The sequence below is a fragment of the Flavobacterium eburneipallidum genome (assembly GCF_027111355.2).
Lineage (GTDB): Bacteria > Bacteroidota > Bacteroidia > Flavobacteriales > Flavobacteriaceae > Flavobacterium > Flavobacterium eburneipallidum.
Genome location: NZ_CP114291.2, coordinates 2,415,355 through 2,430,473 on the forward strand (window position 1 = coordinate 2,415,355; position 15,119 = coordinate 2,430,473).

The following is a 15,119-nucleotide window of genomic DNA, read 5'->3' on the forward strand; positions in this document are numbered from 1 at the left end:
AATTAAAACAAATCAAATGGAAGAAAAATTAAAAGAACAAGAATCAGAAACGATTTTTGAAAAAGGAATTGGATTGGAAAAAGAATTTTGCGAGTATTTAAAATCTGATTTAGGTTGGGAAAAAGCAAGAATACGTTCTCAAATGGCATCGAAGTTTAATATGCGAGGTACTAATGTTGACGTGATTGCTGAACGTTTAGATAATAGAGGCGAAAGATTAAAAAAACTAGGTAATTTCTATATGATTATTTGCATACTTACTTGTTTGATAGGTCTATTTTTAGTGATAAACAATAATTCAGATGGAATGTATATAATATTTTTTGGCACATTTGTTTTAATAATTGGAATTATTTCTTTTAAATTAAGTGAAAACTTAAATAAAGAAAATGCTTGGGTTGAATGTAAAAACCTTAAAACAAAAGTTAATATTAGTCAAGTTCAAAAAACGATTGATGAAATTAACCATTATAAAGCAAGTGAAAATAAAGAATATAAGTTTGTTGAAGTGTATTTTATTTCATCAAATGGATTTGTAGAAAACGCTTTGAAATTAGCAATAGACAATAAAATAATTTGCTACATAAAAGAGAATGAAAAATTTAAAAAAATTGATTATTGGAATCACTAAAAATTAGGAAAAATGATAACAAAAGAAAAATTAAAAACAGCGTGGGATAAGCATCCAATAGCTTTAACAATTGGAGTTTTAGCAGTTTTAGTTGGTTGCTATGACATTTATAAAAGGAGTAAATAAAATGAACTTAAAGCAATTACATAAGGACTTTGGAACACAAAAAAAGTGTGTTGCCTATCTTGAAAAAATAAGATGGGGCAAGAATCCTGTTTGTGCTAATTGTGAATCGTCAAACGTTACTAAACGTAAAGATGGTATGCGTTGGCATTGTAACAGTTGCAGGAAAGACTACAGCGTGATTATGGGAACGATATTCGAGGGAACACGTTTACCTTTACCACAGTTCTTTCAAGCAATGTTTATAATGAATAACGCTAAAATGGGAATATCTGCATCTGAAATTTCAAGAGCAGTAGGAATCAAATATAATACGGCTTGGTATGTTTGCCATAGAGTAAGATGCGCAATGATTAACAACGAATTAAGATTAGAGGGAGTTGTCGAATTTGACGAAGCATATATGGGTGGAAAAGCAAGAAACAGAAAGAAACCCATAAACGAAGCAAATTTAGCAAGGATAACATCCACAAGAGGTCGAGGCACGTCTAAAATACCAGTAGTCGGGGCAGTCGAAAAGAAAGGTAAAGTATATGTGAAAATTATTGAGAAACTAACTTCAAGAAATTTGTTGGCAATGCTTAAAAAAGTAGTTAAGACAAATGAAACGATAGTTATTACAGATGATTTTAGAAGCTACAAAGCATTTGATGACGAAGTAGAACATATTACTATAAAACATAGTGAGGGTTACGGTAAAGGAATGAGAACGATAAATACAATTGAGGGGTTTTGGAGCATAATCAAAAACGGAATCAAAGGTAGTTTCAGGAGTGTAAGCAAAAAGTACCTACCATTTTATCTTGCCGAGTTCTCATACAAGTACAATAACCGTCATTTACAGAAAGATGCTTTCCTGCAACTGCTTAAAAATGCGGTAGTTGAAGAAAAACATTTCAATAATTATAAACCTATCGGAAATCCGAGGGATATAGTTTATAATCAATAACTTAACAAAGTGCATTTGTCTTAATATGGATAGGTGCGTATATTTATCTTGAAAAATTACTTCGTTTTATAGAAAAAGAATATCGGAATGACACTTTACAAACAAATAAATTTTACAACTATTTCCGAAGAAACAATCAAGGAATCCCTTTTCTATTTAAACTTCAATTCTCTTAAGTTTTTTAAATACTTAACTGCTGATATTATTCAGGAATTAGAAGCTCAAGAAAACAATTTCCAAAAGATAGATCTACTATACAAGCTTTTAAAAAATTACAACCAAAAGCAAATTAGAAATTTCATAAAATACAAACCAAATTTGCCATCATTGAAAGAGCAAATAATCAGTTGGATTGAAGAAGAAATTGATTATTTATCCAAAAAAATTAAACTCGAATCCAACCAATTGGCAACTATTTCAAACAATGAAACAAAAACTAAATTTTTAACCAATTTATCAGTAGCACAATTAAGTTATTTTTTTGGCTTATTGATAGAAACAGGGATTATCAAACACAAAAACCAATCAGATATTTTTAGGTTCATTGCAGAAAACTTCAAAACAAATAATACCGAAAAAATATCTGTGGATAGTATTAAAGTAAAATATTACAACGTTGAAAACTCTACTAAAAAAGCATTTCGAGAAAAATTAATAGAATTACTGGGGCTCACGAAGCTCTAAAACCTCTCGCATCATTCGCCAACCAAAGCCATCCATTTCAAGCAGTATTTCATCTTCTATCCAAAGGTTAATAAAGAAAAAAAGTCTATTCCTTTATATCATTTTCTGTTTTCTAAATTCATTTAGAAAAACACACCACAATCACAAAGTTTAAATTAACAAAAAACAACGGCGATAATCGCCGTTAAAATTATTTTACATAAACTAAATAATTTACATTATCTTTGTATAACGGCGATTAACACCGCAATAAGCTAAACTTTTAAATTATGGCTGTAAATGTAATACGAAGAAAAGAGTTATACGAAATAATGCCCGAGGGTTTAGTAACTACTCATAAGTGGCTTATGGAAAATAATTTAAGCCGTCACGCAATAGATAATTTGGTAAAAAGCAATCAACTAGAATCTATCAGCAAAGGGGTTTATGTTAGAAATATCAGCAAAATAACTTGGCAATCCGTAGTTTTCTCCTTGCAATCAGTATTGAAATTAGATTTGGTTGTAGGTGGTTTAACAGCACTTGAAATACAGGGATTATCGCATTACTTATCACTTTCAGAAAATAAAATAGTGCATTTATTTGGAAATGATCTATTGCCAGAATGGGTTACTAATTTAGATTTGAATATAAAATTTGTTAGACATACTACCAATAGTTTATTTGTCGAAAATAAAGAAAACAAACAATTACATCCTTTTACATCAGAAAGAAATTGGGATAATGACAATAGAAAATTAATACTATCTATCCCAGAAAGAGCCTATCTCGAAGTATTATTAGACGTACCGCAAAAAACAACTTTTGAACACGCAGACCAATTAATGCAAGGGCTAACAACATTGTCCCCTAGAAATCTCCAAAAAGTGCTGGAATGCTGTCAAAATGTAAAGGTAAAACGACTTTTCTTTTGGTTTGCAGACCGCCAAAATTATGTTTGGTTGGGTAAAATAAATCGAGAAAGTATAACATTGGGTTCTGGAAACAGAATGCTCATAAAAGGCGGAAAATTAGATACTAAATATAAAATAACAGTTCCTGAATGGCTTTAGACGCAAACAATATATACCGCAAACAGGTACAACTTTTAGTCCGTGTTTTACCGTTAGTGGATACTGAAAAATGTTTTGCATTAAAAGGTGGAACAGCAATTAATTTGTTTTACAGAGCTTTGCCTCGACTTTCTATTGACATTGATTTACTATACATTCCGATGGATGATCGAGATACAGCATTACTAAATATTAGAGAAGCTTTATCAAGAATAAGCAAATTGATACAACAAAAAATACCTGGAACCAAAGTACAAAACACACACGACCAAAGCGATGCACTACGCTTAATTGTAAGTCAAGATGAAATTCGCATCAAAGTAGAATTATCGCCAGTAATCAGAGGAACTGTTTTTTCAGAAGTTAGAATGGAAGTTGTTGAAGAAGTGGAAAGAGAATTTGGATATGTAGAAATGCAAGTAGCATCGCTTCCAGATTTATATGCGGGTAAATTATGTGCGGCTTTAGACAGACAACATCCAAGAGATTTATTTGATGTAAAATTTCTTCTCGAAAACGAAGGTTTAACAGATAATTTACGAAAAACATTCTTAATATTTCTAATAAGTCATCAACGACCAATGTCAGAACTGTTGGCACCAAATCGAAAAGATATTAGCGAAATCTACGAAACCGAGTTCAAACAAATGGCTGAAGTTGATGTACCTTTAGAACAATTGGAAGAAGCTAGAGAAAATCTAATTTATCAAATCAATTCACAAATGACAGAGAATGAAAAGAAATTTCTTTTGTCTTTCAAAAACAAAACTCCTGATTGGAATTTACTAGAAATGGAAAATATTACAGTAATTGCTAATCTTCCTTCGGTACTTTGGAAAATGATAAATCTTGAAAAAATGCCAACTCATAAGCACAAAGAAGCGTATGATAAATTGCAAAATATACTATATACTATATCCAATACAACAAAAATACCCTTTAAAGCATATCCCAAATTCTAAATGATAAAAAAAACGCTACCTTTTGACGCAAGATAAACCCCATAATTTGAGGTTTATCTTGCAACGATTGGTAATATAATTAAGAATTAATTTTGGGACATCATTACTTCGTTTCTGTTTAATTTTCTTAAAATAGAAGCTTTTAATTGACGACCTTTATGATTGTGCCAATTCCTAACCAAACAGGATTCTATGCGTTCCAATGCTTCTGACCATTCTCCTTTTATGCTATCAATTTGGGCTAGAGCATAAAAAGCTGCATCTTGCCAAGCCGCATTCCAAGTGGACTTGAATAATGATTTATAGGCATCTTCCAATTTGCCTTGCATTTTCAAACAAAACCCTAAATTGTAGTGAGGCTCACCATCATAAGGATTTGGACTACGTTCTGTTAAAGTTTCAATTGCGGTATTAAAATAGCCTTCAGCTTCTTTAAACTGTCCTCGTCTCATAGCCAATAATCCTAACGCATTATTGCAACGCATGTCTTTTGGTTCTCTTCTTAAAGCCTCCAAATAATAATCCATAGGATTGTAGGTAGCATGACGGTATTGCTCTAGATGCAAACCTGTTAAAAACAATTGTTCAATAGACAAAATATCTTTTGGCTCCAGAGCAGCTTTTGCTGGATCTGGAACTGGTTTTAATTCTGGATTTTCTTCTTGATATTCAACAAGTATCTTCCCTTCCGCTGTATAGATCGAAAAAATCAAATTCTCCGATAATCTATTTCCAATCGAAACGCTATTTTTATACGGATTTAACGGTGAAATCGTGATTTCATCTTGAAATAACACAAGTCCTTCATTGTCTTTGAGTACTAATTTTAAATTTTCGAAAAGACTGGTTGTGTATAAAACTAAATTGGCATTGTCACCCTCAACTTCAATATTGATCATTGCATCCTTGGTAGCATTTTTTACATAGCCCACTTCGGCATAAGGCATAAAATACTGTACCCAAGATTTTTCCTCATAGGCTTGCAACCAAGAAAAATCAGGCTGGTTATCTGTAAAAACACCCGTCATCAATTCGATATAAGGTCCGTCAACATCTGTTAAATTTCTATCCCATGCAAGTCCAAAATCTCCATTACCCCATGTCCATTGTTTTTTTCCTGGTGATACATGATGGTTTGCAACGTGAAGCAAACCTGCTTGAACATTATCCTCATAACCTCCAACAAAATTATATTTGGAGGAAACAGCCGTGTAAGATGTAGGGACAGGAATGTTTTTGTACTTGGAGATGTCCACCCCAGCTGAATAGTCTTGCTTATAATATTCTCCTGTTGCGATTGGAAATTTTGAAACATCTCGTTTCCCGTGATCAAAAACAGCATTGACATCTGGAGGAAATACGGACTTGTAGCTTTCATTAACCACAACTGCTGGATTTGCCCACCACAAAAAAGTTTGATGAAAAGCTGTTCTATTGTACACTTTTACTTTTATCTCAATATACGCTTTGTCAGGGTGTAAAGTAAATCCTTGCATTCCTTTGGTTCTAAACATGCGCTCTACTTCATTGCACCAAACTGTTTTACTTCCATCTGTATTTTCTTCAATACTATAATCAGTTGGAAGAAAGGTACTTGGTCGATGGTGTTGTGGCCAATTAAACTCAATTCCTCCAGAAATCCAAGGACCTGTAAGTCCAACAAGAGCTGGCTTTATTACTTGATTATAATAAACAAAATGACATTGCTTTACCTTGTCATAAGCCATGTGGATACGACCGCCCAATTCAGGCAATATCATGATTTTTATGTATTTATTTTCTAGGAATAAAGCATGATAGGATTGATCTACCTTGACATCCGATATTTTTTCTACAACAGGATAAGGATATACAGCACCAGAACTTCCTTGATAAACTCGTTTTTCAAGGAAAATTGGATTTTTTTCCTCTTCCCCTATTTGGTAAGTTGGCAATAATACATCTTCTGCCCACACACGAACAACACCATCTTCATGTACAGTGGATTGTATTAAATAAGAAGTTATCTTTTCGTCTTTAAAATTTTCGGTCAAGGGCATTATTACGTCTTGTGTTTTCATTATTTTATATTTTAACAGTATTCGATGGAGTTCAATTCAAAGTTTTTTTTTAATTTAATACTGTATTATTTTGTCAATTCGTTTTCTATTTTTTCTAATGATTTTCCTTTTGTTTCTGACAAATAACCCCTTAAAAAGAGATACCCCTGAATACAAACAATACAATAAACCTAAAATGTTCCGTAAGCTCCTAAACTGCTATTTAGCAATTGAAAGGTGTAAGTAAGTACAAAACAGGTCGTCCAAAGCGCAAAAGTTGAAACTGTCATTGCCAATACACGAACTATAGTTGGAAATATTTCAGACAAAACCATCCAAGTTATTGGAGCAAGTGTCATGGCGTAACAAGCAATGGCTGCAATAACAAGTATTAAAACAACTAGACCAGTCACTTCAAAATAATAACAAGCTACTAACAAGGCATAAATACAATCCAATCAATCCAAAAACATGAGTGCCCTTCTTCTCAATTTGTCAACTAAATACATCCCAGCAAATGTGAATATCAAATTAGTCAAGCCAGTGATAACAATATTGAACAGGATATCTGTTACTCCACACCCTGCAGCCGAAAAAATTTCTTGGGCATAATTGAAGATTACATTAATACCTTACCATTGTTGAAAAACAGCTGTAAAAATTCCCAACAACATATTTTTTGACATTTTACCTTAAACAATAATTTATAGTCTACTTTTTCATTTACATCACCTGTACAACAGCCCAAAATAGCACAGCTCATTACCCAACCTTGCATTGAAGGAGAATTTGTTACATTAAAGAAAACTTCATAAAATGGTTTGGCTCCTCTAATAACAACCCAGTCGTATTCAAACAATAAACCACCCATGGCCGAAACCAATGCAATGAAAAGCAAATAAGAAGAATTGTATTTGTACATGTATATTATAATTGATTTAACTAACACAAAAGTATATACATCGCAAAGCCTACAAAATGTAAAATCCATATAAAAGATGTATAAAATCACGATTTTGATAAATATTTTATCATAATGAAAAATAAAAATGATTATTTTTGCATTACACATTTTTTTTAATAAAAAAATGTGTGAAATAGATATTGTAATCAATAAATCTACTAGTGTTATTAATTACTTATGAAACATTAGGTAATAAAAACAGGAATAATACATAAAATATAAAACCCAACAACACCACTAATAAACTGACTTAAAGACTATTAAACAAGAGGGATTAAATCACAAATTATTTACATTAATAATTAATTTTTTAAAAATTAATTGATCACCAATTAGGTATTTTGATAATTTTGGATTAGTTTTTTTAATATTTCAATTTATTTGAAACATTCAACACAAATACATTTGAATTAAAAATTAAAACAACCTCTTTTCAAATAATGTACTATTTGATTATTTTATACATTTAACCCCAAATCAATTCTTCTTGGATTTTTTTTTAAATTTTAATATATCAATGATAAATGGAAAAAATAGCCGATGGTTTTAAAGGAGAAAGAGCAATAGTTGTTCCTTACAGTATACGCCATTTCCAATCTGAAAATCAACTTACAAATACATTCTTCATCACACATATTGGTTATTATCCAAATGCTAAACACCATTTTAGAAAACGTTCAAAAGGAGCATTGGAAAACATTCTTATTTATTGTGAAAACGGAAAAGGATTTATAACCATAGAAGACGAAAAATTTGCACTATCCAAAAATGAAGTTTTCATAATTCCGGCAAATAAGACTCATAGTTATGAAGCAGAAGCGTCTAATCCATGGAGTATCTATTGGATTCATTTCAAAGGAACAAATACGCCTTTTTATTCCTCCATTTTTGAAAAAATAATTAACCTCGATGACAAAAGGTTATCAGATAGACTAGACCTTTTCGAAGAAATTTATCAAAATTTAGAAATGGGTTTCTATTCTGATAATATAGAGTATTCAAGTGCTTGCTTTCAACATTTTTTAGCCAGCATAAAATATGTAGATCAATTTTTAAAAACTAAAACTGTCGACGAAGACACTTTAGATGTGATACATAAAAGCATTATTTTTATGAAAAATAATTTGACCAACAAAATAACGCTCCAACAAATTGCACAGCATGTAGGTTTTTCAAGTTCCCATTTTGGAACTTTGTTTTTGGAGAAAACATCATTCACTCCTATGGAATATTACAATCAATTAAAAGTGCAGAAATCATGCTCTTTATTACAATTTACCACTATGAAGATCAAAGAAATTGCTTATCATCTGTGTTATTACGACCCATTCCATTTTTCAAAGTCTTTTCACTCGGTAATGGAAATATCACCGCGAGAATATCGCTTTAGATATAAAGTTAAAGGTTGATTAGATGAGTTGTAGCAAGTGATTTAAGATTAAAACAAAAATCTCCAATCTTAATAGTAGTGCTAAAAAATTAGTATCGATTATTAGAAAAAGAGGTTTAATAAATTGAATCTATTCCAAAACAAATGGTAACTTTTTTAGAACGTATCTTTTATTCACTCTAAATCCTCTATAAAATAATCCAAGTACTCACTAGTGTCCACTAAAGATTAAGAGATGTTCTTTTAAATTATTGTAAATCTAACGTGTTTTTGATAGATGTGGATACACAAACTAGCAACTTGAATTAATTATTCTCAATTAATTTTCATCTTCTGAACCTGTATTTTGGATTGTATTTACTCTTATTTCAGTGTGACGAATTTCTCCACCAGAAGTTCCTGTTTGTTGAGCAAAAAAAACACCTACTGCAGCTACTACAACAGCTAGATAAGAAACCATTTTAGCTTTAGAATTATTTTTATAAGTCAAAAACAAACCCAATACCGAAATTAATCCCAAAGCATATAAAACTAGTGCTAATTTTTCGGCGATTTCTTCATGCTCATGGATGATTTTTTTACCAACAGAGGGCATATTTTCAACCAGTTCTTCTGCTCCTTCTCCAGTCGCCATGCTGAATACTGCAAAAATTGCTCCTACAATAAATACAGCATAAGCAGTGTTTTTAACTGAATTGTTTTTCAGAATCATTCCTGCAATTAAAATTCCTAGTCCCAAAATTGTCCCGATAATAGGAAAATGGTTTACTACCATGTGTAAGTGTGCGTCGTTCATAATTTCAATTGTTTAGTTATTTTTATAGATTTTATTCCGCCAAATCAAAAACACCTTTTACTAGTATTTTTGAAGAAGCATTAATTTGGTCGTTCGGCACAATTTCGACTCTGTTTTCAGACTTTTGACCAACAGTAACTGGTACTTTCTTAAATAAAAATTTGTTACTGTTTTTGTTATCTAATAAAAGTACGAAATTTTTGTTATTTTCAGGAATTAAAGCATCTTGAGGAATGGATAATCCTTTCTTTGAATTAATATTTATCTTGGCTTCTACAAACATTCCTGTGAGTAATTTTTGCTTGATGTTGTCGTCCAGATGCCCGTGAACATTGATGGTTCTGTCGTTGCCTTCAATCGATTTTCCAACCAAATGCACTTCGGCTTCAAAAACTTCTTTGTTAGCTTCTGGAACGGTAAAAGTGATTTTTTGCCCTACTTTTACTTTTAAAATATCTTTTTCAAAAACGGCTAATTCCAGATGCAAATGATTGGTATCTACAATTTCCAAAATTACATCCGAGGGCGCAACAGGCATTCCGACATTGGCATTCATAATAACAATATCGCCAGTAATTGGGGCATAAATGGTAACAATTGAAGTCAATTTGCCACTTTCTACTTGGCTTGGATTGATGTTCAACAATTGCAATTTAGCTCTTAAACTTTGATACATTCCCAATGTTTTTCTGTAATCACTTTCGGCTTTGAGGTAATTTTTTTGGGAAGTTATTTTTTCGTCATAAAGTGTTTTTTGTCTTTCGAATTCCGATTTCAAGTATTTAATTTGCTCGGCTACTTCTAGATACTCTTTCTGAATATCAAGATATTCTGTGTTTTCCAAAGTTAAAAGTGCTTGACCTTTAGTCACTTTATCGCCAACCAAAAGTCGAGTAGCTTTAACGTATCCTCCAATAAACGAAGTTACTTTTGCTCTGTTTTGAGGCGGAACATCAATTTTTCCAGAAGTATTTATAGTAACATCAAAATCCTGTTCAACGAGACTTGCTATTTCCATCCCCGATGATTGAAATTGAGCTGCCGTGACCGTAATTAAGCCGTTATCTTTGACTGTTGGTTCTTCGGTTTTGGCGTCTTTACAAGAAAACAAAAGCGAAGTTATGATGAGGGTAAATATTGTTTTTTTCATTGTTAAGATGTTAAAAATTAAGATATTGCAAGTCTAATTGGGTTTTATTGAATTGAAGCACATTGTCCAAATAATCCACTTGAATAGTTGTCGCATTTTCCAAGCTTTGAATGTATTGAAAGAAATCTATTTCACCTTGTTTGTAACTTCGATTCCCAACTTTGATAATTTCTTCCGAGAGTTTTTTTCCGTATTGGTTGTAATAATGAATAGCTTCTTGATATTTTGCCAATTCATTTATTTTCTGGCTAATATATTTATCTATTTTTTGCTCTTCGTTTTGTTTTTGTTGTTCCCAAGATTGCAATTCCAATTGGGCTACTTTGGTCTTGGCTTTGTTACCAAAATAAAATAACGGAATTCCTACTCCAACCTGAAAACCATATAAAGATTGTGATAATCCACTGTTTTTTCCTTGAAAATAATCCACGTTTAAATCGGGCAACCAATGTTGTTTTTGCAAACTAATTTGATTCTTATAATTTTTTGTAATACTTTCTAAATAAGAAGAATAAAGTAATTTACTTGTTTCGTTTGTTGCATTATTTATCGATTCTATTTTAGTATTGCTTATCACAATTTTATCTTCGGATTGAACCAAGGATTGCAAGATTTCATATTGTGCTTTTTTATCGTTTTCTAGCTGCAAAAGCGTGGTGGTTATCTTTCTGAATTTGGCTTGAGCCGTAATTTTTTCGAGATAATTGGTTTCTCCTAATTCAAATTTTCTGTCGCTGGCTTTGGAGAAATTCTGATACAAACTGTCCAAATAACGATACAGTTTTTCCTGATGTTGCAAATACACGATATGATGATACGTACTAGAAACATTAAAAGTCAGTTTGTTTTTTTGAATTTCGAAACTGGCTTTTTCTTTCTCATATTCGGCAGTATTAATGCTTTTTTGTGCACCATAAACGGTCGGAAAAGCAAAACGCTGTTGAATGCCAAAAACTTTCAAAGCATTGTTATTTACAGCCAAATTATTTTGGTCATAGCTGTAATAAATATTGGTTTTATCAAAAGAATAAGCTGTATTGATATTCGCTTTGGTTTTATCGACTTGCAATTGTGCTGCTTTCAAAGCTTTATTATTTTGAATTCCATTCGCAATCAATTGATCTAATTCAGCATTAGCATTTTGAGCAAAAGAAAATGAAGTACTCAACAATAATAAAAAAATATAAGTTCCGCTTTGGTATTTTTTGAATTTAGGTTTCTTAAATTCTTTTCCATCAAAAACTTTAAATAAAACAGGCAACACAATCATTGTTAATATAGTAGCCGTAAACAAACCTCCTATAACAACTGTTGCTAACGGTCTTTGTACTTCGGCACCACCTGAAGAAGAAATTGCCATTGGCAAAAAACCTAAAGCAGCTGCAGCAGCGGTTAGTAATACAGGTCTTAATCTATCGGTTGTCCCTTTCAAAATCAATTGGTCTTTGTTTGTTATTCCTTGGTGTTTCAATTCTTTAAAATGTTCTATTAATACAATTCCGTTTAATACTGCAATTCCAAACAACGTAATAAAACCAACTCCTGCCGAAATACTGAATGGCAAATCTCTAATCCATAAAAACAATATTCCTCCAACGGCCGAAAGCGGAATTGCCGAATATACCATCAAAGCTTCTTTGATTGAACCAAAAGCAAAATACAACAGTATAAATATTAAAAATAAAGCAATTGGTACAGCAATCATTAATCGGGCTTTGGCACTTTGAAGGTTTTCAAATTGACCTCCATATTCAATCGAATACCCAGATGGTAATTTTACTTTGGCAGATACATTTTTTTGAATGTCAGTTACCACACTTTGTAAATCTCTATTTCTAACATTAATTCCAACGACAATTCTCCTGTTGGTATTGTCTCTAGAAATTTTTGCCGGACCTTGAGTATATTCAATTGTTGCCAATTCTTGCATTGGAATCTGATTACCCGACGGAGTAGTTACATAGAGATTTTTTAAATCCTCAATATCATGTCGGTTATTTTGATCCAAACGAATGACCATATCAAATCGTTTTTCGCCTTCAAACACATTTCCAACCGTTTTTCCGGCAAAGCCAAGAGCAATCAATTCATTCAAATCAGCAATATTCAATCCATAACGTGCTATTTTAGAACGGTCAAATTGTACACTCATTTGTGGCAAACCTTCTGTTTTTTCTATAATGATATCCGAAGCTCCTTCAACATTTCTAATGGCCTTCTCAATTTCTTGTGCTTTTTTAGCTAAAACATCTAAATTTTCCCCAAAAATTTTCACCGCCACATCCGAACGTGTCCCTGAAATTAATTCGTTAAAACGCATCTCAATAGGTTGGGTAAATTCGATTTCCATATTCGGAATTTGTTCTTCGACTGCTAATTTGATTTTATCAGCCAATTCGTCTTTGCTGGAAGCTGAAACCCATTCGGATTTTGGTTTTAACTTTACAATAACATCACTTTCCTCCATACTCATTGGATCGGTTGGGACTTCGGCTGCACCTATTCGACTCACCACCTGTTGAACTTCGGGAAAGTTTTTAAGAATTATTTTCTCAATTTTAGTTGTAGTTTCGATGGTTTTACTCAAAGAAGTTCCTGTTTTTAAAACAGGCTGAATCACAAAATCGCCCTCATCCAAAGTCGGAATAAATTCGCCTCCCATGGTCGTAAATAAAGCTATAGCCATTGCCAATAATCCGATGGCACCGTACATTACTTTTTTGGTATTGACCAATGCCCAAGTGATTACGGGTAAGTAAAGCGAATTTAATTTAGCTATTAATTTATTCGAAAATGAATCTGGATTTTCTTCTTTAGGTTTTAAAAATAAGGATGCAACCACTGGAACATACGAAAAACAAAACAACATTGCTCCAACCAAAGCAAAACTAAAAGTCATTGCCATGGGTTTGAACATTTTTCCTTCAATGCCGGAAAGCGATAGAATTGGAATGAAAACAATTAAAATAATTAACTGTCCAAAAATAGCCGAATTCATCATTTTTGAAGCACTTTTGTAGGTAATCTGGTCAATTTCTAGTTGACTATCTTCTTTTGAAAGTTTGGCTAAATTTGCTGATTTATGCGCAATTTGGAACGCAATAAATTCGACAATAATTACAGCTCCATCGATAATGATTCCGAAATCAATCGCACCTAAACTCATCAAATTGGCATCAATGCCAAAAATATTCATTAACGAAATGGCAAACAATAAACACAGCGGAATAACCGATGCTACAACCAATCCTGAACGCCAATTTCCAAGCAACAAAACAACTACGAAAATAACAATCAAACAGCCCAGAATCAGGTTTTCGGCAACTGTAAAAGTGGTTTTACTTACTAATTCGCTACGTTCCAAAAAGCCATTGATATAAACGCCTTCAGGTAAACTTTTCTGAATTTCAGCTACTCTGTCTTTTACATCATTAATTACCTTTTTAGAATTGGCATCTTTGAGCATCATTACTTGTCCAAGTACCTTCTCTCCTTCTCCGTTTCCGGTAATTGCTCCAAAACGATTGGCGTGACCAAAACGCACATTGGCTACATTTTTTATCACAATAGGCAATCCGTTGTTGTTTTTAACTACTATGTTTTCAATATCTTCAAGTGATTTTACTTTTCCTTCGGCACGAATAAAATAACTTTGGTTGACTTTTTCAATATAGGCTCCTCCTGCAATTCCGTTGTTATTTTGCAAGGCTTTAAAAACATCCGAAACACTAATATTCATTGCATTTAAACGAGAGGGCGAAATGGCTATTTCGTATTGTTTTAAATAACCGCCCCAAGTATTAATTTCGACTACTCCTTTAATTCCTGAAAGTTGACGTTTTACCACCCAATCCTGAAGTGTTCTTAAATCCGTAACCGAATAATTGTTTTTAAATTCAGGTTTTACTTCAAGTGTATATTGATAAATTTCACCCAGTCCGGTTGTTATAGGCCCCATTTCGGGTGTGCCAAAACCTTCCGGGATTTTCTCAGCAGCAGATTTTATTTTTTCAGCTATTAATTGTCTTGGCAAATAAGTTCCTAAATCATCATCAAAAACAATAGTTACTACCGATAATCCGAATTTTGAAACCGAGCGAATTTCTTTTACTCCAGGCAAATTAGACATTTCAATCTCCACCGGATAGGTAATAAATTGTTCAATATCCTGAGTAGAAAGATTACGTGAGGTAGTAATCACCTGAACTTGATTGTTAGTCACATCAGGAACAGCACCTATGGAAATTTGGAACACAGAAAAAATTCCGAATCCAAAAATTCCTAAAGTAAACAACAAAACAATAAGTTTGTTTTTTAGACTGAAAGCTATAATTTTTTCTAACATCGATTTCGTGATTTGATATTACAAAAATATTGAG

11 protein-coding genes and 1 pseudogene are annotated in these 15,119 nt (G+C 32.3%); 6 read left to right on the forward strand and 6 right to left on the reverse strand.

Annotation, left to right across the window (positions count from 1 at the left end; translation table 11 throughout):
* Positions 1 to 16: 16 nt before the first annotated feature.
* The 5 genes from OZP15_RS10165 to OZP15_RS10185 all read left to right on the forward strand — a co-directional run bounded on the left by OZP15_RS10165 (position 17) and on the right by OZP15_RS10185 (position 4,401).
* Positions 17 to 631: a hypothetical protein gene (locus tag OZP15_RS10165; protein WP_269225344.1), complete on the forward strand. Its 615-nt coding sequence runs from the start codon at positions 17 to 19 to the stop codon at positions 629 to 631.
* 127 nt (positions 632 to 758) lie between these two features.
* Complete coding sequence (locus tag OZP15_RS10170; protein ID WP_281336025.1) at positions 759 to 1,703, forward strand: IS1595 family transposase; 945 nt, start codon at positions 759 to 761, stop codon at positions 1,701 to 1,703.
* A gap of 87 nt (positions 1,704 to 1,790) precedes the next feature.
* Positions 1,791 to 2,387, forward strand: a complete 597-nt coding sequence (locus tag OZP15_RS10175) for a hypothetical protein (RefSeq protein WP_281336026.1) — start codon at positions 1,791 to 1,793, stop codon at positions 2,385 to 2,387.
* Positions 2,388 to 2,656: 269 nt separating this feature from the next.
* On the forward strand, positions 2,657 to 3,439 hold the full coding sequence (locus OZP15_RS10180) for a type IV toxin-antitoxin system AbiEi family antitoxin (protein ID WP_269225346.1): 783 nt from the start codon (positions 2,657 to 2,659) through the stop codon (positions 3,437 to 3,439).
* On the forward strand, positions 3,430 to 4,401 hold the full coding sequence (locus OZP15_RS10185; protein ID WP_269225347.1) for a nucleotidyl transferase AbiEii/AbiGii toxin family protein: 972 nt from the start codon (positions 3,430 to 3,432) through the stop codon (positions 4,399 to 4,401). Before OZP15_RS10180 ends, OZP15_RS10185 begins: the two co-directional genes overlap by 10 nt.
* 86 nt (positions 4,402 to 4,487) lie before the next feature.
* On the opposite strand, the gene OZP15_RS10190 is transcribed toward OZP15_RS10185, so the two are convergent.
* From OZP15_RS10190 to OZP15_RS10200, 3 genes and pseudogenes are all read right to left on the reverse strand, one after another.
* Entirely contained in the window at positions 4,488 to 6,461 is a 1,974-nt protein-coding gene (locus tag OZP15_RS10190; protein ID WP_281336027.1) for a DUF5107 domain-containing protein, read from the reverse strand.
* A gap of 170 nt (positions 6,462 to 6,631) precedes the next feature.
* Positions 6,632 to 7,069: pseudogene (locus tag OZP15_RS10195) on the reverse strand (MFS transporter).
* Positions 7,060 to 7,362, reverse strand: coding sequence for a hypothetical protein (locus OZP15_RS10200; protein ID WP_269225349.1), 303 nt, complete (start codon positions 7,360 to 7,362; stop codon positions 7,060 to 7,062). Before OZP15_RS10200 ends, OZP15_RS10195 begins: the two are co-directional and overlap by 10 nt.
* A gap of 566 nt (positions 7,363 to 7,928) precedes the next feature.
* On the opposite strand from OZP15_RS10200, the gene OZP15_RS10205 reads away from it, so the two are divergent.
* Positions 7,929 to 8,813: an AraC family transcriptional regulator gene (locus OZP15_RS10205; protein WP_269225350.1), complete on the forward strand. Its 885-nt coding sequence runs from the start codon at positions 7,929 to 7,931 to the stop codon at positions 8,811 to 8,813.
* A 300-nt stretch (positions 8,814 to 9,113) separates the two neighbouring features.
* Here OZP15_RS10205 and OZP15_RS10210 read toward each other — a convergent pair whose 3' ends face one another.
* Genes OZP15_RS10210 through OZP15_RS10220 form a run of 3 tightly spaced genes read right to left on the reverse strand, consistent with a single transcriptional unit; the run spans position 9,114 to position 15,085 of the window.
* Positions 9,114 to 9,590, reverse strand: coding sequence for a DUF2231 domain-containing protein (locus tag OZP15_RS10210; protein ID WP_269225351.1), 477 nt, complete (start codon positions 9,588 to 9,590; stop codon positions 9,114 to 9,116).
* A gap of 31 nt (positions 9,591 to 9,621) precedes the next feature.
* Positions 9,622 to 10,740, reverse strand: coding sequence for an efflux RND transporter periplasmic adaptor subunit (locus tag OZP15_RS10215; RefSeq protein ID WP_269225352.1), 1,119 nt, complete (start codon positions 10,738 to 10,740; stop codon positions 9,622 to 9,624).
* A 10-nt stretch (positions 10,741 to 10,750) separates the two neighbouring features.
* Positions 10,751 to 15,085: a CusA/CzcA family heavy metal efflux RND transporter gene (locus OZP15_RS10220; RefSeq protein ID WP_281336028.1), complete on the reverse strand. Its 4,335-nt coding sequence runs from the start codon at positions 15,083 to 15,085 to the stop codon at positions 10,751 to 10,753.
* Positions 15,086 to 15,119: the final 34 nt, after the last annotated feature.